This window comes from Pontimicrobium aquaticum (genome assembly GCF_005047595.1).
Lineage (GTDB): Bacteria > Bacteroidota > Bacteroidia > Flavobacteriales > Flavobacteriaceae > Pontimicrobium > Pontimicrobium aquaticum.
In genome coordinates this window covers 267388-291138 of record NZ_SUPL01000006.1, presented here as the reverse complement: position 1 = coordinate 291138, position 23751 = coordinate 267388, and the positions used below count along the sequence as shown (strand labels likewise).

The 23751-nt window shown below is 32.4% G+C and carries 24 protein-coding genes, 1 pseudogene and 1 riboswitch; of the genes and pseudogenes, 13 read left to right on the top strand and 12 right to left on the bottom strand.

Annotation, left to right across the window (positions count from 1 at the left end; genetic code table 11):
- Nucleotides 1–27: 27 nt before the first annotated feature.
- Entirely contained in the window at nt 28–891 is an 864-nt protein-coding gene (locus tag E5167_RS12500) for a glycan-binding surface protein (protein ID WP_136844483.1), read from the top strand.
- A gap of 124 nt (nt 892–1015) precedes the next feature.
- A complete protein-coding gene (locus E5167_RS12495; protein WP_136844482.1) occupies nt 1016–1606 on the top strand; it encodes a T9SS type A sorting domain-containing protein in 591 nt (196 codons plus the stop codon).
- A 49-nt stretch (nt 1607–1655) separates the two neighbouring features.
- Here E5167_RS12495 and E5167_RS12490 read toward each other — a convergent pair.
- The 7 genes and pseudogenes from E5167_RS12490 to E5167_RS12460 form a co-directional block, all read right to left on the bottom strand.
- Nucleotides 1656–2357 (bottom strand): annotated as a pseudogene (locus E5167_RS12490) (DUF3307 domain-containing protein).
- Nucleotides 2357–2965, bottom strand: coding sequence for a transcriptional regulator (locus tag E5167_RS12485; RefSeq protein ID WP_136844481.1), 609 nt, complete (start codon nt 2963–2965; stop codon nt 2357–2359). The pseudogene E5167_RS12490 and the gene E5167_RS12485 overlap by 1 nt, the downstream one beginning before the upstream one ends.
- A 50-nt stretch (nt 2966–3015) precedes the next feature.
- Nucleotides 3016–4335 carry a DNA recombination protein RmuC gene (gene rmuC, locus E5167_RS12480; protein WP_136844480.1) on the bottom strand — a complete coding sequence of 440 codons (1320 nt, stop codon included), beginning with the start codon at nt 4333–4335 and terminating at the stop codon, nt 3016–3018.
- A 6-nt stretch (nt 4336–4341) separates the two neighbouring features.
- Nucleotides 4342–5196 carry a ChaN family lipoprotein gene (locus E5167_RS12475; protein ID WP_136844479.1) on the bottom strand — a complete coding sequence of 285 codons (855 nt, stop codon included), beginning with the start codon at nt 5194–5196 and terminating at the stop codon, nt 4342–4344.
- The gene (locus E5167_RS12470; protein WP_136844478.1) at nt 5193–5987 is read right to left on the bottom strand and encodes an ABC transporter ATP-binding protein; all 795 of its coding nucleotides are present in this window, start codon (nt 5985–5987) and stop codon (nt 5193–5195) included. The genes E5167_RS12475 and E5167_RS12470 overlap by 4 nt, the downstream gene beginning before the upstream one ends.
- A 111-nt stretch (nt 5988–6098) precedes the next feature.
- On the bottom strand, nt 6099–7115 hold the full coding sequence (locus tag E5167_RS12465) for a FecCD family ABC transporter permease (protein ID WP_136844477.1): 1017 nt from the start codon (nt 7113–7115) through the stop codon (nt 6099–6101).
- Nucleotides 7116–8267, bottom strand: a complete 1152-nt coding sequence (locus tag E5167_RS12460) for an ABC transporter substrate-binding protein (protein WP_136844476.1) — start codon at nt 8265–8267, stop codon at nt 7116–7118.
- 200 nt (nt 8268–8467) lie between these two features.
- A riboswitch (cobalamin riboswitch) is annotated at nt 8468–8672 on the top strand.
- A gap of 65 nt (nt 8673–8737) precedes the next feature.
- Here E5167_RS12460 and E5167_RS12455 point away from each other — a divergent pair.
- Nucleotides 8738–10666 (top strand): TonB-dependent receptor plug domain-containing protein, encoded by a 1929-nt coding sequence (locus tag E5167_RS12455; protein ID WP_136844475.1) that lies wholly within the window; start codon nt 8738–8740, stop codon nt 10664–10666.
- A gap of 39 nt (nt 10667–10705) precedes the next feature.
- Here E5167_RS12455 and E5167_RS12450 read toward each other — a convergent pair whose 3' ends face one another.
- A complete protein-coding gene (locus E5167_RS12450; protein ID WP_136844474.1) occupies nt 10706–12151 on the bottom strand; it encodes a S41 family peptidase in 1446 nt (481 codons plus the stop codon).
- A gap of 254 nt (nt 12152–12405) precedes the next feature.
- Here E5167_RS12450 and E5167_RS12445 point away from each other — a divergent pair, with 254 nt between their 5' ends.
- The 4 genes from E5167_RS12445 to E5167_RS12430 are packed head-to-tail and all read left to right on the top strand — an operon-like array spanning nt 12406 to nt 14633.
- Nucleotides 12406–12915, top strand: a complete 510-nt coding sequence (locus tag E5167_RS12445) for an RNA polymerase sigma factor (protein ID WP_136844473.1) — start codon at nt 12406–12408, stop codon at nt 12913–12915.
- Nucleotides 12902–13405: a hypothetical protein gene (locus E5167_RS12440; RefSeq protein WP_136844472.1), complete on the top strand. Its 504-nt coding sequence runs from the start codon at nt 12902–12904 to the stop codon at nt 13403–13405. The genes E5167_RS12445 and E5167_RS12440 overlap by 14 nt, the downstream gene beginning before the upstream one ends.
- A gap of 25 nt (nt 13406–13430) precedes the next feature.
- Entirely contained in the window at nt 13431–14006 is a 576-nt protein-coding gene (locus E5167_RS12435; protein ID WP_136844471.1) for a DUF4252 domain-containing protein, read from the top strand.
- Nucleotides 14007–14033: 27 nt separating this feature from the next.
- Nucleotides 14034–14633 (top strand): DUF4252 domain-containing protein, encoded by a 600-nt coding sequence (locus tag E5167_RS12430; RefSeq protein ID WP_136844470.1) that lies wholly within the window; start codon nt 14034–14036, stop codon nt 14631–14633.
- A gap of 61 nt (nt 14634–14694) precedes the next feature.
- Here E5167_RS12430 and E5167_RS15435 read toward each other — a convergent pair whose 3' ends face one another.
- The 3 genes from E5167_RS15435 to E5167_RS12420 all read right to left on the bottom strand — a co-directional run bounded on the left by E5167_RS15435 (nt 14695) and on the right by E5167_RS12420 (nt 16861).
- The gene (locus E5167_RS15435) at nt 14695–14865 is read right to left on the bottom strand and encodes a hypothetical protein (RefSeq protein WP_169301424.1); all 171 of its coding nucleotides are present in this window, start codon (nt 14863–14865) and stop codon (nt 14695–14697) included.
- Nucleotides 14866–16209 (bottom strand): adenylosuccinate lyase, encoded by a 1344-nt coding sequence (gene purB / locus E5167_RS12425; protein WP_136844469.1) that lies wholly within the window; start codon nt 16207–16209, stop codon nt 14866–14868.
- A gap of 88 nt (nt 16210–16297) precedes the next feature.
- Nucleotides 16298–16861, bottom strand: a complete 564-nt coding sequence (locus E5167_RS12420; RefSeq protein WP_136844468.1) for an adenylosuccinate lyase — start codon at nt 16859–16861, stop codon at nt 16298–16300.
- Nucleotides 16862–16904: 43 nt separating this feature from the next.
- Here E5167_RS12420 and E5167_RS12415 point away from each other — a divergent pair, with 43 nt between their 5' ends.
- Both E5167_RS12415 and E5167_RS12410 read left to right on the top strand, forming a co-directional pair.
- Nucleotides 16905–17378, top strand: coding sequence for a heme-binding domain-containing protein (locus tag E5167_RS12415; protein WP_136844467.1), 474 nt, complete (start codon nt 16905–16907; stop codon nt 17376–17378).
- A gap of 6 nt (nt 17379–17384) precedes the next feature.
- Complete coding sequence (locus tag E5167_RS12410) at nt 17385–18614, top strand: glycosyltransferase (protein WP_136844466.1); 1230 nt, start codon at nt 17385–17387, stop codon at nt 18612–18614.
- A gap of 8 nt (nt 18615–18622) precedes the next feature.
- Here the strand turns inward: E5167_RS12410 and E5167_RS12405 are convergent, their stop codons facing one another.
- Nucleotides 18623–19675: a T9SS type A sorting domain-containing protein gene (locus E5167_RS12405; protein WP_136844465.1), complete on the bottom strand. Its 1053-nt coding sequence runs from the start codon at nt 19673–19675 to the stop codon at nt 18623–18625.
- 242 nt (nt 19676–19917) lie between these two features.
- On the opposite strand from E5167_RS12405, the gene E5167_RS12400 reads away from it, so the two are divergent.
- From E5167_RS12400 to E5167_RS12385, 4 genes are all read left to right on the top strand, one after another.
- A complete protein-coding gene (locus E5167_RS12400; protein WP_136844464.1) occupies nt 19918–20301 on the top strand; it encodes a cupin domain-containing protein in 384 nt (127 codons plus the stop codon).
- Between the two features lie 92 nt (nt 20302–20393).
- Nucleotides 20394–21776, top strand: a complete 1383-nt coding sequence (locus E5167_RS12395; protein ID WP_136844463.1) for an alanine/glycine:cation symporter family protein — start codon at nt 20394–20396, stop codon at nt 21774–21776.
- Nucleotides 21773–22027, top strand: coding sequence for a DUF4212 domain-containing protein (locus tag E5167_RS12390; protein WP_136844462.1), 255 nt, complete (start codon nt 21773–21775; stop codon nt 22025–22027). The genes E5167_RS12395 and E5167_RS12390 overlap by 4 nt, the downstream gene beginning before the upstream one ends.
- The gene (locus tag E5167_RS12385) at nt 22020–23747 is read left to right on the top strand and encodes a sodium:solute symporter family protein (protein ID WP_394347694.1); all 1728 of its coding nucleotides are present in this window, start codon (nt 22020–22022) and stop codon (nt 23745–23747) included. The genes E5167_RS12390 and E5167_RS12385 overlap by 8 nt, the downstream gene beginning before the upstream one ends.
- Nucleotides 23748–23751 lie beyond the last annotated feature (4 nt).

Sequence of the window (23751 nt, the reverse complement as noted above, 5' to 3'; positions counted from 1 at the left end):
TTACACTAATTAATCTCAAATGTTACTATGAAACAAAAACTACTTTTTTTATTTTTTTCATTATTAATGTCTATTTCGGGTTTTTCTCAACTGGATGATTTTGAAGATGGTACCGTTCAAGGCTGGAAACATAAATTTTCTAATGCCTATGAACCAACTAATATATCAACTGATGGTCCAGCTGGAGCTGGAGATAATTATTTACAGATGAGTAATAGTGGTGTTGAAGACTTTAATGGAGGGTCAAGGCATATTATGTATAATACTGATTCTAGATGGCTGATTGATTATACATCTGCTGGTATTGTAGCCATTAGAATGGACGTAAGGAACGCAGGCGTAAATGATTTACATTTAAGGGTTGCTTTCTGGGGTGGTAATAATACATGGATTGGATCAACAAATGCAGTTGTTGTACCTACTGGAGGAGGTTGGCAAACCATTGAAATACCAATTACAGTTTCTGACTTTACAAAAGTATCAGGATCAGACGTTATTGCTAATGTTTTGGCAGACGTTAATTCAGAAATGAGAATTTTAAGTAACGATGGAAGCGAGACTTCTTTAAAAAAGGGGGATTTAAGAGTACAAATTTCAAATTTTGATAATATAGCAGCTTATACTACGTATTTAAATACTAGAAGTAGTAAGTTGAAAAATGCCTTTTCAATTTCACCTAACCCAGGAAGAGATAAATTAAATTTACGACTTTCAAAACTCAGTAATAATACAACTGTAGAAGTTTTTGATGTATTAGGTAAAAAGATTTATGTAGATAATATACAAGCAATGACTAAAACGGTAAATGTTTCCCGATGGAACAATGGTGTATATTTAGTAAGATTAATTTCTGATGAAGGCACACAAACAAAGCGTTTTGTAAAGCAGTAATTGTACAAACATAGAATTTTAAAAACCATTAGTTATGCTAATGGTTTTTTTGTAGTGCCTTTTTTAAAAAACCCTCAAATTCAAAGGATTAAATTGTTTTTATTATCTTTAAGAAAAAACAATTATGAAAACAAAACTACTTTTACTCTTTTTATTTGTTTTTTGTAATATTCAAGGACAAACAACTCACAACCTTAATTGGGAAAGATTTGCAAATGGATCTGAAATGGATCTTACCATAGACATTGGAGATACAGTTCTTTGGACATGGACTGATGCTTTTTCTCATACAGTTGAAAATTCAATTGGTAATTCGGTTGAAACATTTAATAGTGGGGTTCTTACCGGAATAGGACAATCCTTTTCTTATACATTTAATGTAGAAGGTGTAAACGATTATCTTTGTGGTATTCATGGAGCAGGAAATATGTCAGGAACCATTACGGTTGTAAATAACCTTGGATTGGAGGATTTAGAAAAAAACAAATTTTCAATTTCACCAAATCCAGGAAGAAATGAATTAAACTTAAGGTTATCAAAAATAAATAATAATACAACTGTGGAGGTTTTTGATGTTTTAGGCAAAAAGATTTATGCAGATAAAATACATACAAAGACTAAAGAGGTAAATGTTTCCCGATGGAACAATGGTGTATATTTAGTAAGATTAATTTCTGATGAAGGCACACAAACAAAGCGTTTTGTAAAGCAGTAATTGTAAAAACATAAAATTTTAAAAACCATTAGTTATGCTAATGGTTTTTTTATGTAAGTATATTAAAAATTAGTCCAACAGTAATGGCAATACCAAAGCTTATAAGTGTACCAATAAGGATATATTCGGTGAGTTTTCGGTGTTTACTTTCTTTTAAGTCACCAAATCTAAATACCGATTTTGCAGTAATTAAAAAACCCACAGCTTCCCAGTGATTGGTTATAATAAAAACAAATACCAATAAACGTTCAAGAATACCAATATACATTCCTGCATCTTTAAGAGATTCGTTATTTTCGGTAAGTTTCGAGATATTCCACTTAGTAAAAATGGTCTTCATTATGATGGAAACAGGTCGTGTTAAAAATACTAAACATGTGATGAGTAATAAACTCTGCTCTGAGAATATGCTATTAAAATCAAGTGTTGCTTTAGTATAAATGAAGTATGTGGTTAGAATAGCTAAAACGTGCAACACTTGGTCTATAAAGAAAAATAACCGCTTGTTTTTCTTCTTTTGAAGCATCAATTTAATAGCGTCTATTATTAGGTGCGAACCTCCTATTATCAATGTAATTGGCCAAAGTGTTATATCCCAAAGAATAAGGAATAGGAGTGCAAAATGTATCGCTATATGTAAGTATAGTTTTGGAGATTTTAGCTTTTTCTTTTCTTTTTCTTTTACTCAATGTTTTGGTTGTAGAAAGAAATCGCCAATAATATGTGCTAATAATAGTTTAATAAGAAGCATCATAATTCACTAATTTTATGTCTGTACATAATATCTATTTCTAAAATATGATCTAGTGCTGCACGCTTTTGGCGTTTACTAACAGCGTCTTGCTTTATTCCTAACATGTTAGCTAGTTCATGTTGTAAAGCATTAGTGTTTTCTATACTTAGTTTTACTATTTCTGCTGAATTTACCGTCCAATTGTCCATGAAGGTTAAAGCTAATTTAAAGTAAAGATTGAGTTCTTTGTTTAAATTAAAATGTTTTGTTTTTATACGTAAATTTTGTTTGTCTTTTTTTAGGGTTTCTAAAGTTTCACCCGAAAAAACAAAAGCTTCTCCGTTTGACTCGCTTACCTTGTTGCCTTGGTAGGTTTTATTGCCTATACCTATTGCTAATCGTACATCTAAACCTTTAACAGTTTTTATACATGCCTTAATATAGACTGCTGAAATAAAACTTTGATGGATATCTTTTATTTCAATTTGAAAGCTGTCTCCACGATATATTTCCCAATATGCATCAGAACATAAATAGGATAAAGCCTCTTTCAATGTGTTTATCCAAATTTCAGGGGCTCCCTTTGTTTTGGATTTAATAATATCGCCTGTAATTACGCTGGTCATAATATTCCTTTTTTACGGAATAAACAAATATATTCCTTTTTTATGGAATGTTAATCGTCTTCTTGTGCACGTTTAATAATAGCTTCTGGAAGGGATTTTTTGGCTTTAGCTCCCATTTTCTTTAGTTTTTCAACACGTCCTATAAGATTGCCTTTGCCTTCCACAAGTTTGTTCATAGCAGAGGAATAATCTGCTTTTGCTGCATCAATTTTTTTGCCAACTCCAGTTAAATCTGTAACTAAGCCTTCAAACTTATCGTAAAGGGCACCTGCTTGTTTTGCAATTTCTAGAGCATTTTGCTGTTGCTTTTCGTTATTCCACATCGTGTCAATGGTTCTAAGTGTTGCCAAAAGGGTAGAAGGTGTTACGATAACTATGTTTTTTTCGAATGCCTTGTTGTATAAGGTGTTGTCATCGTTTAGGGCAATGGCAAAAGCAGGCTCTATTGGAATGAACATCAATACAAAATCTGGTGATTGAATATCATATAAATCCTCATATTTTTTATCAGATAGTTGGTCAACGTGCTTTCTGATGGAATTGACATGTGCTTTTAAAAATTGAGGTCTGTTATCTTCATCTGCATTGACATAGCGTTCGTAATCGGTTAAAGACACTTTGCTGTCAATAATCATGCGTTTATTGTTTGGGAGGTGTAATACCACATCGGGAAGCACCCTAGAACCTTCGGCAGTTGTAAAGCTTTGTTGTACAAAATATTCTCGGTCTTTTTCTAATCCTGATTTTTCAAGCACACGTTCTAAAACCAATTCGCCCCAATTACCTTGCATTTTACTGTCGCCTTTTAATGCTCTGGTAAGGTTGGTGGCTTCTTTGGTCATTTGTTGATTTAAGTCTTTTAAGCCTAAAAGCTGCTCTTTTAAAGCTGAGTGCATAGAAATGCTTTCCTTTTGGGTGTCCTCAACTTTCTTTTCGAACACCTGAATTTTCTCTTGCAGCGGATTTAAAATTTGCTTGATGTTTTCTTTATTCTGAAGGGTGAATTTTTCAGATTTTTCATCTAGAATTTTTGTTGCTAGTAATTCAAAATCTTTGCGAAGTTGTTCTTGTTGTTTTGCAAGTTCTTCATCACGTTTTTGATTTTGTTGTTGTAGATTCTCATATTCAGAATTTCTTCTAGCCAATTCAGAATTTAAAAACTCCTTTTCTCGCCTAATGTCTTCTCTATCTGCATCAATTTTACTTAAGTTTTGTTTTAGCTCATCTATGGTTAAACGCATCTGGTTTTGACGCTCATTAGAGGCACTTTGTTCACTCTTGCTTTTTAGTTTAGTAATTAGCATACCAACATATGCTCCAATGGCTAAGGAGAGTAGGATAGATATTATTAAGAGAAGGCTTTCGTTCATTTTAAATTAATAGGTATTTGTCATGTTGCTATCTACGCAAATAATAAAATCGGCTTTTCCTTTATGTTCTTCCTCAAGTTTGTAAATATTATCTTGAGAAACGGTTGTAATAGTAGCATAATTTATGGCGCTATTAGTATTTTTTAAGTACCATAAAATGCCTTCATAATGATCGGAATGATAAGACCCATTATAATGTATAAACGTATGGTTAGGCTTCATGTTTTTAAAAATAAAATGCGCCATGGTAGCATCTTTTGTTGCCTGAGACTCTACCAACTCAGGAGTGCCATGGTCTCCCATCATTTTTAGTATGTTTTTATAAGTAGGCAATTCGCTATCGAAAGCCATTGGTAAAGGAGCCATCCATTCTTTTTCTTGGTTTGATAGTGTATCAAGAGCTTTAAACCCTTTTTTGTAAACTAGGTTTGCATAACGTCTAGGAATATTTGTGGCTACAAACGATAGGTTATTAGTTTTAGCAAAATCGACTAAAGGTGCATAATCGGTTTTATAATTTGGCCATAATCTTGCTAGTGTATCAAGTCCTTTACTGTTTATTTTCCCACTTAAATAATCGTTTAAGGGTGTTTGATTGTCGGTTTCAAACATTTCGGCACCAAGAATGAGTTTATTGGTTTTAAACAAATCTGATGTTATTTCAAATTGTAACCAATGGGCAATGGCATTGTTATGAGATTCACCAAATAAAACAACTTCCTTGTTTTTAAGTTTCTTCAGCATTTTTTTATAAGACACTTTTTTGCCTTTGGTATTGTATATAACATAAGCATCTTTGTTTTGACTAATAGATAACTGGCAAACAAATAGGAGAGTGATTAACAGAATGACTTTTTTCATTGTATAATTTTAAAGGAGTTGGTGGTTTTATCAAAAGTAATAAAATCCTTAGGAAATAAGGAGTCGAATGTTCCTCTTTCTATTAGTTTTTTTGGAGTGTCTGAAACAACTATATCTTCAGACATAACTATAAGTTTGTCACATAACTGTATGGCTAAATCTATTTCGTGTGATGAAAACAAAATGGTTTTATTAGTGTCTTTAGCTAACTTTTGTAACAATCTCAAAATATAGGCTTTGTGGTACATATCTAGATGTGTAGTTGGCTCATCTAGAATTATCAATTTGGTATCTTGTGCCAAGGCACGAGCTATCATAACTTTTTGTAGCTGACCATCACTTAATTCATAACACTTTTTATGCTTAATATCGCTTAAATTCGTTTCATTTAAAGCTGTATTGATGATGTTAATATCTGCTTCTGTGAGATTTCCGACCCAATTAGTGTATGGCTGACGACCAAGAGCTATAAGTTCAAAAACTGATAAGTTTTTAGACATTACAGATTCTGTTAACACTAAGCTTAAGGCTTTAGCAAGCTCAATATTACTATATGTTTCTAAGGGTTTTTCGTTAATGTGTATTGAGCCATCTAAAGGAGATTGTACATTGGTAAGTGTACGAAGTAAAGTAGATTTACCAATACCATTGGCACCAACTAGACCAATTAATTCACCTGAATGCAATTCAATATTAATATTTGAAGCCACAGCAGTTTTTTCTTTCTTGGTTTGGTAACCAATAGAAAGGTTGTGAGTTTTGAGGATGGTATGTTGGTTTTCTTCTTTCAAAATGTTAAATTAAATTTGGTCATGCTAAACTTGATTCAGCATTCAAATGGATTCCGCATCAAGTGTGGAATGACAAGTGTATTTTTTGTTCTTCTGCATCTTTTCTCTTAATTAAAACACCATTTTTCGTTTTCTAACCAATAACCAAATAACCACTGGAGCACCAATTATAGAAGTTATAGCATTAATAGGCAAAAAGTAATCACTGGCAGGTAATTGCGCAATACTATCACAAATTAGTAATATGATAGCTCCAAATAATACTACAGCAGGAATTAACACTTTATGATTTGAGGTATTAAAAACCTGTCTTGTGATATGTGGAATAGCCAACCCAATAAAGGCTATAGGTCCTGCAAAAGCTGTGATGGTTCCTGCCAACAAACTAGTAGCTATAATAATGAGCATGCGGCTTTTTTTAATATTTAAACCTAGGCTTTTAGCATAGTTTTCACCAAGTAGTAGGGTGTTTAAGGCTTTTATAGAGGCAACACTCAATACAATGCCTATGAAACAAATACTTGAAAGCACTAAAAGCTCATTCCAACTAAGGTTACCTAAACTACCAAATCCCCAAAAAATGTATTGCTGTAATTGTTCAGCTGAAGCAAAGTAAGACAAAACACTCACTATAGCCGCAGTAATGCTAGCAAACATTAATCCTATAATTAAAATAGCCATCGTATCTCTCACTTTTGCTGATACTAACATCACTGCTAATAAGACTAAAAAACTCCCTAAGCTTGAAGCAATGACTAAGCTCCATTTAGATGCTAGTAACAGTGCTACAGAGCCACCAAATAACGAACTTCCCATAACGACAATCGCGACACCTAAACTAGCACCAGAACTTATACCAAGTACAAAAGGACCAGCTAAGGGATTACGAAATAGGGTTTGCATTAATAATCCAGAAATCCCTAGTCCTGAACCCACTATAATGGCAGTGAATGCTTTTGGAAGCCTATAATTTTGAATGATATAATTGTCTGATATACCTAACAAGGCATTAAAAATATCTTTAAAAGAAATAGAAACAGAACCTAGACTGATATTTGCAAAAAAGCAAAACAGCAATATAATGCTTAGCAATATGAATGAAAGTCTATATGTTTTGTGGACTGTCAACTATTTTAAGAGATTAAAAAAAGTAAAATCATATTCTTTAAGTAATTCTGGATGACAAATTTTTATTAAATCTTTTAAAACTAAATCTGGACGTGCTGTACCCAATTCGTAATATAAAACACCACCAGTGTCTCCAGCTGTGTTTACAAATGAATACACACTTTTATTTTTAAAAGCATCAAATTGTGTATAATGATTGCTGGCATTTTCTAAAGCTTCTAATGAAGGATAATACGATGGACTTATCCAGATGTCAGCATTTTTTGCTTTGTCAAAAACAGTCTCAAAACTTAAAGCTAAGCTACCATTTGCTTTAGTTTCTCGCCATAAATAATTAGCGTTGGCATCTTTTAAAAACTGCGCTTCAGGACTTGTGCCACTTGGTAAATACCAAATATCTTTATGTAAAGCACCACTTAAAACTGTAGGTTGTTTTGTTACTTGTGCAGCTAAACTTTTTGCCACTAAATAATTTTTTTCAATGGTATTAAAAATAGAGTCTGCTTCTTTTTCTTTATTATATAAGGCACCAAAGAATTTAATCCATTCGGCTTTTGCTAAAGCAGAAGTTTCAACCCAATCGCCATTATAAATTACTGGAATACCTGATTTTTGTATGGTTTCAAAAGTCTTGTTAATACCATCTACACCAAAACCAACTACTAAATTAGGTTGTAACTCTAAAAGCACTTCAGTATTAATACCTTCGTTTTTACCAAGTTCACGCACTTGATTGCTGTCTATTCGTACTCTAATGTTTTCCGAAGAAATATAATCTGTTCCAGGAAAACCGACTAAGGTTTGCTCAACACCTAAAAGCTCTAAAGCAGGAATGTGTGTGGTTGAAGTCACTACAATCTTTTCAATAGGTGCTGTTATAGTGCCATCATATTCGTCTTTATTAAAAGTGTTAGCGATAGCTTGTTCTTTTGTAAGCAATAAATAGTTGTACTTTTTGTCAGACTTTGGCCAAGGACTACTAATTTCAAGAACCTTATAGTTGTTAAAGTTTGTTATAGAAAACCCAGTAGCATATTTTAAATCTTCCTTTTGCTCAATAACGATTTTTTCTTGTGGCGAAGTGTTATTTTTGCAGCTTATTACAAGCGTTAAAAATAATAGTAAGAATTGTAATTTATAGTGATACTTCATAAGTAACTTTAGTAACTAAATCTCTCGTTATTGTACTGTAATTTTGAATAAAATTAATTCTCATGAGAGGCGATTCAAATTTAACAATATATATAGTTGCAGGAATAATTATACTACATTTTTTAATTGGTTTTATTTATTTAATTTATAAAATGAATAAGAAAAAGTAAATTTTCATCTGTAATTAAAACATAATCTATACTTTCGCAACGAATTTTGGTTCTTTTCTTTTTTTAGGAGAGGATTAAAAGGGAATCTGGTGCGATGCATATCAATTCCAGAACTGTTCCCGCAACTGTAAGCTATTAAGCTTCATGTTAAACTTCTAGTCACTGAAGATTTTTTCTTTGGGAAGACCAACATGAAGACGCAAGTCAGGAGACCTGCCAAATTCAAACAATTAAGTCAAACTTTCGGGATAAAAGTTTTGGTATGATATACATACTACTCTCGAGCAATTAGTCATTAAAATGAACAAAAACACATGTGTTTTAAGTGTTTGTTGTACGCTTATTTCAGTATTTGGTTTTACACAACAAGACAATGAAACCAACACACAACAATTAGACGAAGTGGTTGTAACCAGTTCTAGATTCGAAATTAAAAAAGAAGATTCAGGAAAAGTTATTACAAAAATCACCCAAGAAGCATTAAAAAAGCTACAAGGAAAAAGTATTGCAGAAATTATTAACAGCACAGTTGGTATTGAAATCAATGGCACAAAAAGTAATGCTGGACAAAATTTAAGCTATTTTGTCCGTGGTGGTAGAAATAGACAAGTTTTAGTGCTTATTGATGGAATAGCAGTGTCTGATGCATCACAAATAGCCAATAATTATGATTTAAGATTACTTAACGCAGATCAAGTTGAAAGTATAGAGATTCTAAAAGGTGCTTCAAGTACTTTGTATGGTTCTGGAGCTGCAACAGCAGTTATTAATATTAAGTTAAAAGATGCTTCAGAAAAAGTTATCACAGCTAATTTTAAAAGTGTTTTAGGAAGTAACCAATCGCAAAGTGATAATAATTATCATATAGAAAATTTTCAAAATAGTGTTTCTATAAATGGTACAGTAAGTAAGTTTAATTATTTAGCAAGTTTTGGAAACCAATTTACTAATGGTTTATCTGCTGTTAAAAATGGTCCCGAAAAGGATGCCTTTAATGCTATCAATGGATATTTAAAACTTGGATATAAAATATCAAACGCTTATAACGTAAATGTTTATGGAAGTTTCGATAAATACAAAGCCGATTTCGATGATGGTTTTATGTTTCAAGATGCAGATAATATGATTAAAACTAATCAACATAGAATTGGTATATCATCTAACTATAAATATAAAAACGGAAGCATAATAGTTAATGCAGTTACAAATAATATTGAACGCGATGTTACATCCAATTATCCAAATATTTACAAAGCAAAAAGCTACCTGATGGATGTATATAATAAGTATAATTTCAATGATGTATTTTATACTGTGCTTGGTGTGAATTATCAAGATAATAGAATGGAAAGTTTTGAAGTTCCTTTTGGAAGCACAAGTTTAGAGCAATCTATAAGTCCAAATGATGCAACATTTACTGTTCTAGACCCTTATGTGAATGTTGTCTATACATCAAATTTTGGACTGAATATTAATTCTGGATTACGATTTAATAACCATAATGAGTATGGATCACATTTTGTATACAGTATCAACCCTTCATTTAAGAAGGATGTTACTTTTGGTTATATAAAAGGATTAGTAAGTTATAGCACCGCTTATATTACACCTTCGTTATACCAGTTATTTGAGCCTACTTATGGCAATAAAGATTTAAAACCAGAAGAAAACAGAACCATAGAACTAGGTGCAGAATTAGGAATTGCTAATGAAGCAACTATGAGTGTAGTGTATTTTAATAGAAAGGAAACCAATTTTATTGATTTTGTAGATTTAGGAAACTGGACATTTCAATACAATAACGTAGAAAATACGTTTATCGCTAGTGGTATTGAACTTACCGCAGATTATAAGTTCTCTAAAAAAGTAAACATTGCTGCAAATGCTACTTATACTAAAGTAGAAGACGATTTAAACTTGCGTATTCCTAAAATTAAGGTAAACACGAAGTTTAATTATCAAGTAAACAAGCATTTTTTTGTAAGTGCATCTTATCAATTTAATGATAAAAGAAATGATGCTTTTTATAATAATGTAACCTTCACTAATGAAGAAGTTTCTTTAAATAGTTATCATTTATTAGACGTTTACATGAGTCATAAACTCATAAATAATAAAGTAACACTGTTTGCAAATGTGACTAATATTTTTAATGCTGATTATGAAGAACTTTACGGTTATACAACTAAAGGAAGAAATGTTACTTTCGGATTTAACTTAAGTTTCTAGTTATAGATTAAAAAAGCCGCTAATTAGCGGCTTTTTTAATCATTTCCATTTTTTTAAATCTAAAATACCTTGATCAATAAACATCTCATAAACATGAGGAACTAACTCATTACTACTTGCTTTCGGTTTCACAAGATTTTCTATTGAAAAAGTAAACCTTCCTGTGCCTCTAATATCTGCAATGGCTGCTGCTAAAAAAGGTTCACTTTCATTACCTAGAACTCCATAATTTGAAGGATTTTCTAACATATTAATAGTTGGTGTTAATCCATTTGAAGGTACAGAGTTATTGAGTTTGTTTAAGGTGTTGGCTACTAAAGGCTGCATAGCATAGGTGTGATTAGGATTTGCACCTTCACGTTCTAAATTTGGCGAATCATATACTGTAATAGAAGCTTGAGATTTCCCTGTAGTATTATCTCCAATTTGTATTACTTCAATGTATGGATTTAAACTATTAATAATCATTTCGCTTGCAGAAGCTGAATCTTCAGTCGTGAGCACATATATTTTGTCTAAATTCAAGCTATTAATTTGAGCATTATTGTCTAACTGTATTTCAAAGTTAAAATTGTAATTGTTAGCTTGTAAGTCGCTGTTGTAAATTAGTTTAGCAAAAACCTCTCCTGTAAACTGTCCAGTAATCATACTGCCTAAATATGATGCTGTTAGTACTGAACCTCCAGGGTTATACCTTAAATCTAATACTAAATGCTGTACATTATTAGATTTAAAATTATTAAAAACGTTATTTAATTCGTTGTTGTAGTTTGATGTAAAACCGTTGTACATTAAATAGCCTAAGTTTTCACCATCTACATCAATTATAGTTGACCTAAAAATAGGATTTTCGGTGAGCGTTGTTTTAACAAGCGTAGTGCTTTCTCCATTAGGTGTTATAATATCATCGTTTAAATTTTCTGGAGTACCATTGTCGTCATAATCAGCAAATTCTAGCGTATAGGAATTTGGGCTAAAGAGCGATCTATAATTAGTTTCAGTCAAAGCTATTCCGTCGATACTTGTAAATACTTGCCCTCTCATTAAATTATTATCACTAGCATTACTATTTGGTAAAACCAACCTAATTATTCCAAACATATTTGAGCTTCCAGGAATTGGATATAAATCGAATTCGTAACCACTTCTAACAGATGTGCCATTAAAGAGTTCTTCAAGGGCAATATAATCATCAACAATCCAACTAAACCTATCTACAGTTTGTCTTTGATAAATTAAACTTTCAAAAAGTTCTTCGGGTGCGTTAAAACTGTTTAAGTAATCAGCATATTCTTGGGTAGAAGTAAATCTATCGTTTGCAAGGTTAGTAATATTGTCCTTATATAGGTAAACAGCATTCATGCCTTTCCAGACAAAATCGTTAATCTCACTAGCTGATATAGCATTGTCATCTATATCATCAAAACAACTATAGGTTAAAATTAATAGTGTAAAAACGTATAGTAGTTTCTTATAAAATTTCATAGCAATAAGTATTTTTCTTTTAAACACTAAATTTAATCACATTATTGTAAACTAAAAAAATAAAATCGCTTTCAAATACATTAATAAAGCAACATTAAAATTGTCATTCCAGAGACATTGGGAATCTTTTATTAACTTAACATAGGTTGGTTGAAAAAGTAAATTTTATAAAAAATTTCATTTCATTGTAACAAAATAGAAAGTACATCGTCGTAATAACAAATAGCAACAATAAGCTATAAGCTAACCAAAAAATGACACAGTCTGAGTTTTTAAACATAGTAATGCCTTTTAAGGATAAAGTATTTCGTTTGGCAAAACGTTTGCTAGTTTCAAAAGAAGAAGCCGAAGACGCCACCCAAGAAATCTTGTTGAAGTTGTGGAACAACAAACAAAAGATTAGCGAATACAAAAATGTAGAAGCATTTTCTATGACAATGACAAAGAATTTTTGTTTAGATAAATTAAAATCCAAACATGCACAAAATTTAAAAATTGTACATAGTAATTACCAAGATAAAAATGTGTCATTACAGAAACAAGTGGAGTTGAACGATAGTGTAGGTTGGGTTTCTAAAATAATGGAAGAGTTGCCAGAGCAACAAAAAATAATATTACAGCTTAGAGATATAGAGCAATACGATTTTGAGGAGATTGGAAAAATGCTAGACATGAACCAAACCGCTATTAGAGTTTCCTTATCGAGAGCAAGAAAATCATTAAGAGAAAAATTAACTAAAACACATAGTTATGGTGTTAAATAACATAGAAAAATTAATAGAAAAGTACGACAACGGAGAAACTACTTTACAAGAAGAGCAACAGTTAAAAGACTATTTTTCGCAAGAGACTGTCCCGCCACACTTAGAAGTTTACAAATCAATGTTCCAGTATTTTTTGTACACCCACGAAGAACAGTTTACTAAAGACGTTCCATTAAAATCTAAGAAAACATATAGTTTGTATCAATGGATTTCAGTCGCGGCAGTAGCAGTTATAATGTTGGGTATATTTACTCAGTTTGAAATATTTCAAACACAACCTCAAACGTTGGCAGATTTAACGCCACAAGAACGAGCAGAGTATGAAGAAGCTAAAGAGGTTTTAGCACTTTTTTCTTCAAATTTCAACAATGGAACCGATAAGTTAATGGCTTTAAATATGGTGTCTGATAATTTTGATAAAGGCACAGATAACATGGCATATCTTAGCGAGGTTTCAAGCACAACAAACAAAATTTTAAAAACAAATTAAGAGAATAATTTAAAAACAAGTAAACATGAAAAAATTAGTATTAATAATCGCAATTATAGTAACGCCTTTAATGTCTTTTGCACAAGGAGGGTTATTCGATAAGTATGAAGACATGGAAGGTGTAGGTTCAGGCGTTGTAAACAGTAAAATGTTTGAAATGATAGCAAGTATTGACATAGATATGGACGATCCAGATGCCTCAGCTATGTTAGAGATGATTAAAAAAATTAAGAGTTTAAAATTTTTAACCACTGGAGATAAATCAATCTCTTCTCAAATGGCAGCTGATGTAAATAAATACATTTCAAGTTCAAAATTAGAAGAGTTAATGCGTTTTAAAGATGGCGCTCAAACAGTTAAGTTTTATGTTAGAGAAGGATCTAGCTCTAACCACGTAAAAGAACTATTAATGTTTGTAAATGGATTAAAAGAACTTACTAAAGGACAAGATATTACTATTAATGGAGAAAAGCGTGAAGTAGAAACTGTAATCGTATCGGTTTTAGGAGATATAGATCTTAGAGAAATTTCAAAGATTACTAAATCTATGAATATTCCAGGAGGAGAGCACCTAGAAAAAGCAGGTAAAAAGAAAAACTAAGATATTATAAAAAGAAGAATTATCATCATGAAATCATCAATCAAAAACATTGTAGCGTCACTTCTTATAGCTGCAGCTTTAACAAGCTGTGGCTATGGAGGAGAGACCTTACAAGGGTATTATGTTGTAAATCAGGAAGCGCCAAATTTTATTTCGGTAGATATTCCAGTAAGTTTTGTGAATCTTGAAAACGCTCAGCTTACAGATGTGCAACGTGAAGCATACGAGTCTATAGATAAACTTAATATGCTAGGATACCGTAAAAGTGATGATAATGTTGAAGACTATAAAGCAGAATTAGCTAAAGTGCAAACAATTTTAAAAGATGAAAAATATCAAGAATTGTTTAGAGGAGGTAATTCAAGCGACGGAAAAATTATCGTAAAATATATTGGTACAGATACTACAATAGATGAACTCATTATTTTTGGAGCAATGAACGATTCAGGTTTTGGAATTATAAGAATTCTAGGTGATAATATGGAACCTGCAAAAATCATGAAATTAGGTGAGGTGGTTGACCAAATATCTTCTGATGAAAACTCTGTTGAAGATTTTATGCAATTCTTTAGGCCTTCAAGTAATGGTAATAAAAGCATTGAAGACTTCTCTGAAGTATTCGATTAATCAATCAATCAAAAAGTGATAAAATGTTAATATAAAACCTGCCAATTTTGGCAGGTTTTTTTTATTCATCTTCATCTTTAGATTTAATGATGACTATGTTAATTACAATGCCAATAAAACCTAAAAAAAGTAACATCATTACTAAAAAGTTATTTAGCAAGTCTAATAAGCCTGCTGAAAAAAAGAAGACTACCAAAAGTCCTGTTGCAAGTAATGTTGCGTTATTATTCATTTAAATACCAGTATAATTACTTGGTGTAATGGCTTTAAGCTCATTTTTAATGTCATTATTTACCTCTAAGGTATCAATAAAATTAGCAATAGATTGCTGGTTAATAACCTCATTGGTTCTAGTTAAGCCTTTAAGCGCTTCATAAGGATTTGGATAACCTTCGCGTCTTAAAATAGTTTGAATGGCTTCAGCTACAACAGCCCAATTATTCTCTAAATCTTCAGCAAATTTAGACGCGTTTAAGAGCAACTTGTTAAGTCCTTTTAAAGTAGATTTAAAACCTATAATAGTATGCCCAAATGGTACGCCAACATTACGTAACACTGTACTATCAGTTAGGTCGCGTTGTAATCTCGATATTGGTAATTTAGCCGACAGATGCTCAAAAACAGCATTGGCAATTCCAAGGTTTCCTTCGCTGTTTTCAAAATCGATAGGATTTACTTTGTGAGGCATAGCACTACTACCAACTTCACCTTTTTTAATTTTTTGCTTAAAATAATCCATTGATACATACGTCCAAACGTCTCTATCTAAATCTATTAAAATAGTGTTGATACGTTTTAAGCAATCAAACAACGCAGCTATATGGTCATAATGTTCAATTTGAGTTGTAGGGAAAGAATGGTATAAGCCTAGTTTTTCTTGCACAAATTTGCAGCCAAAATCTTTCCAATCAATGTTAGGATAAGCTACGTGATGCGCATTAAAGTTTCCTGTGGCACCACCAAATTTAGCTGCACTTGGTATATCATTTAGCAAGTTAAATTGTTCTTTTAAGCGCACTATAAAGACTTCAATTTCTTTACCTAAACGCGTTGGTGATGCTGGCTGCCCATGAGTTCTTGCAAGCATTGGTACGTCTTTCCATTCTTTAGCAAGGACTTCTAGTTTATTTAAAACAGTAAAATACTCTGGTACATATACATCGTTCATGGCATCCTTTATGCTTAAAGGAACTGCGGTATTGTTGATGTCTTGAGAGGTTAATCCAAAATGGATGAATTCTTTGTATTGTGGAATGTTTAAAGCATCAAATTTTTCTTTAATAAAGTACTCAACCGCTTTTACATCGTGGTTGGTGACTTTTTCAATGTCCTTTATAGCTAAAGCGTCTTCCGAAGAAAACTCAAGATATATGTTTCTAAGGTCACTAAATAAATTAGTATCGAAATCTTTTAGTTGAGGTAATGGAATTTCACATAGTGCAATAAAGTATTCTATTTCTACTTTAACTCTATATTTAATAAGTGCTTCTTCAGAAAAATAAGGAGCTAAGGACTCCGTTTTACTTCTATAACGACCATCTATTGGCGAAATGGCATTGAGCATTGATAAAGACATATGTTTTGTGTTGATTTTTGAAGTTGCAAAGATAATTCTTTTAAAAAGAAGCAAGAAGCTTATACGTTGAAGTTTTTAACCAAAACGGTTACTTTCTTAACTTTTTTATCAAATGTCTCGCTCTTGCTTTAAAAGCAGCGCTTCCTAAATTGAAATCACGTTCTAAAATCATGATTAATTCAGGGTGAATCCAGTCGAATTCCTTTCCAAGTAAATACAAAGAGTTCATAGAGTAAGCTTTAGCTGCTACTTTTTGGTCGGTAATCATATAATCAAAACTAAGTTCAATTATTTTTTCTTTGTGCTCTGGTTTTAAATAATCTTTAGTGTGATTTGGTGTTTTACTGTAGCATGCTTCAATAAGATATTCGCAAATTTTTGCTACAGGACGTACAGCAGGATCCAAATGCACTGTGTGCATGTTTTTAATAAAGCTATCTAAATAAGGTAATATGGCATCTAAGTTTTCTCTAGCAACAAATTCTAGTAACCAAGCGGCTCTACAAGACGTTTTATCATTAACCTGAAATAAAATATCTAAAACTTTTGGAATTAAATCTGGATTAGAAATAACAAGTAATGCATATTTTTTCCTGTTATCTCTAGAATGATTCACATATGATAGTTCCTTGTATAATTCTTCTTTAGTCAATGATATTTTTTCTTACTTTTAAGACAATAAAACTAATTAAATAATGAAGATTCTAAAAAAAATATTGATACTGCTTATAATTGCCTTTGTAATAGCGCAATTTTTTGGGCCTGAAAAGAATGATGGAGACATTGCTACGGTTGAACCATTTTTAAACGAAACCAATCCGCCAGAAGATGTAAGATTAATTTTAAAATCTGCATGTTTCGATTGCCATAGTGATCATACAAGGTATCCTTGGTATAACAGTATTACTCCTGTAAATTACTGGTTGGCAGACCATGTAAAGCATGGGAAAGGTGATTTTAACGTTTCCGATTGGGAAGGAGCCTCATTGAAAAAGCGAGATCATAAGTTTGAAGAACTCATTGAAATGGTTGAGAAAAAAGAAATGCCATTACCATCTTATACATGGACACACGCTGAAGCTAAGCTAACTGACGATCAAATTGCGAGTGTCGTTGCTTGGGCCAAAAAAGTAAGAACCATGTATGCCGAACAAAAGACTGCTGAATAAACTAAAATGCCAAAACTTTTAATCATTGGTTTTGTGTGGCCTGAACCAAAAAGTTCAGCAGCTGGAAGCCGAATGATGCAGCTAATACAATTATTTTTAAATGAAGGGTATTCAATCTCCTTCTCTAGTCCATGCGCAAAATCTGATAATGCCTTTAACCTCGAAGAACTAGGTGTTGATCAAATTCCCATTGAATTAAACAATCCCAGTTTTGATGCTTTCATCTCAACATTAAAACCAGATGTTGTTTTGTTTGATCGTTTTATGATGGAAGAACAGTTTGGATGGCGAGTTGCTGAACAATGTCCGGATGCATTACGCATACTAGATACTGAAGATTTACATTGTCTTCGAAAAGGCAGGGAACAAGCATTTAAAGATAATAAGCCGTTTGATAACAGTTATTTGTTTAGAGACATTGCTAAACGCGAAATTGCAAGTATTTATAGATGCGATTTTAGTTTAATTATTTCTGAAGCTGAAATGTCATTATTAAAAAAGCAGTTTAAAATTTCTGATACTCTATTGCATTACTTACCTTTTTTAATGGATGAAGTTTCTCAATCCAAACATGAACTCCTGCCAACATTTAATGAGCGAAACCATTTTGTAACCATAGGCAACTTTTTGCATCCGCCAAATTTAGATTCAGTTAAGTTTTTAAAAGAGAGCATATGGCCAAAGGTTAGAGCGCAGTTAAAAACAGCCGAACTTCATGTTTATGGTGCTTATGCTAGCGAAAAAGTAATGCAATATCAAGACCAAAAAAACGGATTATTCATCAAAGGTTTTGCAGATGATGTTAATGAAGTCATGCAAAATTCTAGAATCTGTTTGTCGCCATTGCGATTTGGAGCAGGTTTAAAAGGAAAGTTTTTTGATGCTATGTACAACGGAACCCCTTTTATTACGACCAATATTGGAGCTGAAGGCATTATTAATACTAATGATAATGATGATTTTGTAGCAGATTTAGTGGATGATATGGTAAGTAGTGCAATAAATTTGTATGAAGATGAGTCTTTATGGAATAAACAACAAGAACTAAGTTTTAATTTGCTTTCTAATAAGTTTAACAAGAAACTTCACGAACGTAAATTTTTAAACAAACTTGAAGATGCACTTGCTAAAAAAGAAGTAAATAGATTGCAAAATTTTACAGGCGCAATGCTTAACTTTCATACTATGCAAAGCACAAAGTACATGTCTCGTTGGATAGAAGAAAAAAATAAATAATTTTTTACTTAGTTTTTAATAAACTTTAATATAAATGTCTCATTGAGACTTAAAAAATAAATGCCTTTACTTAAGTTTTGAACTTTAATCTGTTCATTTTTGCCAATATTGCCTTCTAGAATTTTCGAACCCAAAATGTTGTAGATCTTATAGGTTTTAGATTGTTTTAATCCGATAAATTTTATAAAATTAGTTGTAGGATTTGGGTACAAGTAAATGCTTTTATTTGGAATATTATCAATAAGAGAGAGCAAACTTAAGTTGGTTTTTGAGACTTTATTTCCGCTAAATTCTGCAATATAAATATCACTACCATAAAGTTTTAAGCCAAATGGACCGCTTAATCCTGTAGTAATGACATCGGTTACCGTTGGTGTGCCAACAGTAATATCTATTTTGGAAATCTTATTTGAACTTAATTGCGAAAAATATAAATCATTGTTGTTTAACATTAAACCAGAAGGTGTGTTTAAACCAGTCACAACAGCAACTGCTACTGTTGGTACTGGGGCTGTAATGTCTATTTTAGAAATTTTTCCTGTATTCTCTGCAACATATAAATCATCGGAGTTTAAAAGAAAGCTATAAGGGCTGCTTATTCCAGTTGCGACATCAATTACCGTTGGAGAAGGTGCAGTAATATCAATTTTTGAAATCTTTGAAGAACCATGTTGGCCTATATATAAATCGTTACCATTTAGCAAAAGCGTAGTGGGGAAACTAAGTCCTGTAACAACATCAGTTGCAGTAGGTGTTGGAGCTGTAATGTCAATTTTAGAGATTTTACCTCCATCATATTCTGAGAAATATAAATCGGTTCCAACAAACACCATATCGAAAGGTTTTTGCAACCCAGTTATCACATCAGTAGCAAATGGCGTTTCTATAGTAATATCAACCTTAGAAATTTTATTTCCATTAAATTCTGCAATATACAAATCGTTACCAAAAAGTATGATATTGCTAGGAGAAGTTAATCCAGTTACTAAATCTGTAGTTTGCGAATTTAATGTTGTGTAACAAAAAGCAAAAGTTAAAATAAAAGTGTAAAACTGTTTCATGTTAAGTAGATTTTTTTCGATAAGAGTTATAGAATATTACTAAAGTATATTTTGTTGACTTTGATAAAGTTAAGTATTTTTTTTACGAAAGCTTCATAAGTGCTATTTATATAGTTTTTTTCTGTAAATATTAAGTTAACGTAAAAAAAATAGCTTTAGCAGTTCTTATACAATTATAATTTTTTATTTAATACTTTCAAAAAACTAAATATTTGTTACTTTATTATCAATAAATAATGACCGTGAAATCATTTAATATAATAATTTGTTGGTTAATCTTTTTGTGTATTTCTTGTAAGCCAAAGGCAAGTAAAAAAAACGATTTACCAGACCCTTATCAAGCTGGTTGGAAAGGCGAGAAAGTTTGTGAAATACTTGAGGATAATGATAAACTAAGAGTTTTAAAATGCTCTTTTCCTCCTGGAGTTGGTCACGAAAAGCATTATCATAATCCACATTTTGGGTATGCACTTGTTGGTGGTACTTTTAAACTTGAAGAAGCTACAAGTGCTCGCGAAGTAAGTTTTCCAACAGGGTATTCATGGAGTAAGGAAGAAGTATCTGTACACCAAGTATTAAATACAGGAGAAACCACTTCGGTTTTTTTAATTATTGAATATAAATAGTCACTTAATGGCTTAAAAAACAAGAAATCGACATTAACCATATTAGTTTCATTCATCTTTCTTACATTTATAACTTAAACTAACTAAATTTTATGGAATTACTTAACGACTTAACCTCAGCATTTTCAAGTGCAATGTGGGGATTACCTTTACTCATCATACTTATTGGAGGTGGATTATATTTATTGATACGTTCAAAGTTTGCATCTTTTCAATTACTTGGTCATGCAATTCAAGTGTTACGTGGTAAGTACGACGACCCAAATGATCCTGGACAAATCAGTCACTTTCAAGCGTTAACAACAGCATTGTCTTCAACCATTGGTATGGGAAATGTAGCAGGAGTAGCAGTAGCAATATCAATTGGTGGTCCTGGAGCAGTATTTTGGATGTGGATTAGCGCAGTAGTTGGTATGTCAACCAAATTTTTTACATCAACACTTGCTATAATGTTTAGAGGAAGAGATAGTGCAGGAGAGTTGCAAGGTGGTCCAATGTATTTTATCATAGAAGGTCTTGGGAAATCTTGGAAGCCCTTAGCGGTTATGTTTAGCTTTTGCTGTATGATTGGTGCATTGCCTGTGTTTAATGTGAACCAATTAACACAAGCAATTAATGATATTTTATTAGTGCCAAATGGTGTTGAAGTTGGCTTTACATCAAATTTTATTATTGGATTAGTATTGGTTGGAATTACCTCAATAGTGATTCTTGGTGGTTTAGGACGAATTAGTAAAACAGCTTCTAAAATGGTGCCTTCAATGGTATTATTATACTTTGTATCTGTCTTGATTATTTTGGCTATAAATATTGATGTAGTACCAAAGTATCTAAGTATGATTTTTACCGATGCTTTTGCAGCAGATTATTTTCCGAAAGATGAAACGTTTTTAGGAGGTGTTATAGGAGCCTTAATTTTACACGGAATTAAACGTGGTGCTTTTTCAAATGAAGCAGGTCTAGGTACAGCACCTTTAGCACATGGAGCAGCTAAAACAGATGAACCAATAAGAGAAGGCTTAGTAGCAATGCTGGGACCAGCAATAGATACTTTAGTAGTTTGTACGCTTACTGCGTTAGCTATTTTAGTGACAGGTGTTTGGGAAACAACATCGGATAATGGTGTAAGTTTAACAGCTTCTGCCTTTGGAGCTGCAATGCCTGGATATGGTAAGTACTTACTTTTAATATGTATAGCTGTGTTTAGTATATCATCATTGTTTTCTTATTCCTATTATGGCACGAAATGTATGTCTTTTTTAATAGGAGCTGATAAAAAACACTATTATAATTACATATATATTGTTAGTATTATTTTAGGAGCTACAACATCGTTAAGCGCTATGATTAACCTTATTGATGGTGTGTTTGCTTTAATGGCAATTCCAACGATGTTATCTACAATTATTCTCGCTCCAAAAGTGGTAAAAGAATTGTCTGCTTATAAACAACGTTTAAAAGAAAACAAAGCATGACAAAACAAAATGCAAAAGCCTATTGGAAAGAAAATATAAGATATGTCATAATCTTATTGCTTATCTGGTTTTTGGTGTCTTATGGTGCAGGAATCCTTTTTAAGGATGTGCTTAACAATATTAAAATTGGAGGCTTTAAGTTAGGTTTTTGGTTTGCACAACAAGGCTCTATTTATGTGTTTGTAATTCTCATTTTTGTGTATGTGCGATTAATGAACAAGCTTGATAAGAAATATGGCTATGATGAATAAAATGTTGCTAATCGAAGCCATAGGAGTTCAAAATTGGACCTACATTTTAGTTGGTGTCACGTTTGCTATTTATATAAGTATTGCTATTTGGTCAAGAGCTAGCTCAACTAAAGAATTTTATGTTGCTGGAGGAGGTGTGTCTCCTTGGGCAAATGGTATGGCAACAGCAGCCGATTGGATGAGTGCTGCATCCTTTATTGGAATGGCAGGAATTATCTCTTTTGCTGGTTATGATGGCGCTGTATATTTAATGGGTTGGACAGGAGGCTATGTACTATTAGCATTATTATTAGCACCTTATTTACGTAAGTTTGGAAAGTTTACAGTACCTGATTTTATTGGAGACAGATATTATTCTGATATTGCAAGAATAGTCGCAGTTATTTGTGCTTTACTAGTATCTTTTACATATGTAGCTGGACAAATGCGAGGTGTAGGTATTGTGTTCTCGAGATTTTTGGAGGTTGATATCGATACAGGCGTTATCATAGGAATGTTAATCGTTCTTTTTTATGCGGTTTTAGGAGGCATGAAAGGTATTACATACACACAAGTAGCCCAATATTGTGTGCTCATTTTTGCATTTATGGTACCTGCTATTTTTATTTCTATTCAAATGACAGGAAACCCTGTGCCACAATTGGGTTTTGGAAGTGAATTAGCTGATGGTTCAGGAACCTATTTATTAGATAAATTAGACGGTTTAAGTACAGAACTTGGCTTTTCAGAATACACCGAAGGCTCAAAATCGTTAATCGATGTATTTGCAATTACCTTAGCTTTAATGGCTGGAACCGCAGGATTACCACATGTAATTGTTCGTTTTTTTACCGTAAAGCGCGTTAGAGATGCTCGTAAATCTGCAGGCATTGCTTTGTTGCTCATTGCAATTTTATATACAACAGCTCCAGCTGTAGCAGTATTCGCTAGAACCAATATGATTGAAACGGTTTCTAACCAACCTTATAGTGAAGTGCCACAATGGTTTAAAAAATGGGAAACTACTGGACTAATTACCTTTACTGATAAGAATAACGATGGACTGATTCAATATGTTGCTGATGCATCTAAAAATGAATTGGTAGTCGATAGAGACATTATGGTGTTGGCGAATCCTGAAATTGCTAATCTACCAAATTGGGTCATTGCATTGGTGGCTGCTGGTGGTTTAGCAGCAGCATTATCAACAGCAGCTGGATTGTTATTAGTGATTTCCTCTTCAGTATCACACGATTTAATCAAAAAAGTATATAATCCAAACATTTCAGAAAAAGGAGAACTCATTGCTGCTCGTATTTCAGCGGTTGGCGCAGTGTGTGTTGCAGGCTATTTCGGGATTAATCCACCAGATTTTGTGGCAGCAGTCGTCGCCTTGGCATTTGGTTTGGCAGCAGCTTCATTTTTTCCTGCAATCGTGTTGGGAATTTTCTACAAGCGCATGAATAAAGAAGGCGCTGTGGCTGGAATGGTAGTTGGTATTGCTGTAATGTTATACTATATCGTTAAATATAAATTTGGATGGCTAGACGATGCAGTTCCAAATAAGAGTGAATGGTGGTTTGGTATTTCCCCTGAAGGCTTTGGTGCAATAGCAATGATCATTAATTTTATAGTTTCCATCACTGTTATGAAATTCACTAAAGCACCTCCAACAGAGGTTCAAGAGATAGTGGAGAATATTCGTATTCCAAGTGGAGCAGGAGAAGCTTCTAATCATTAATAAA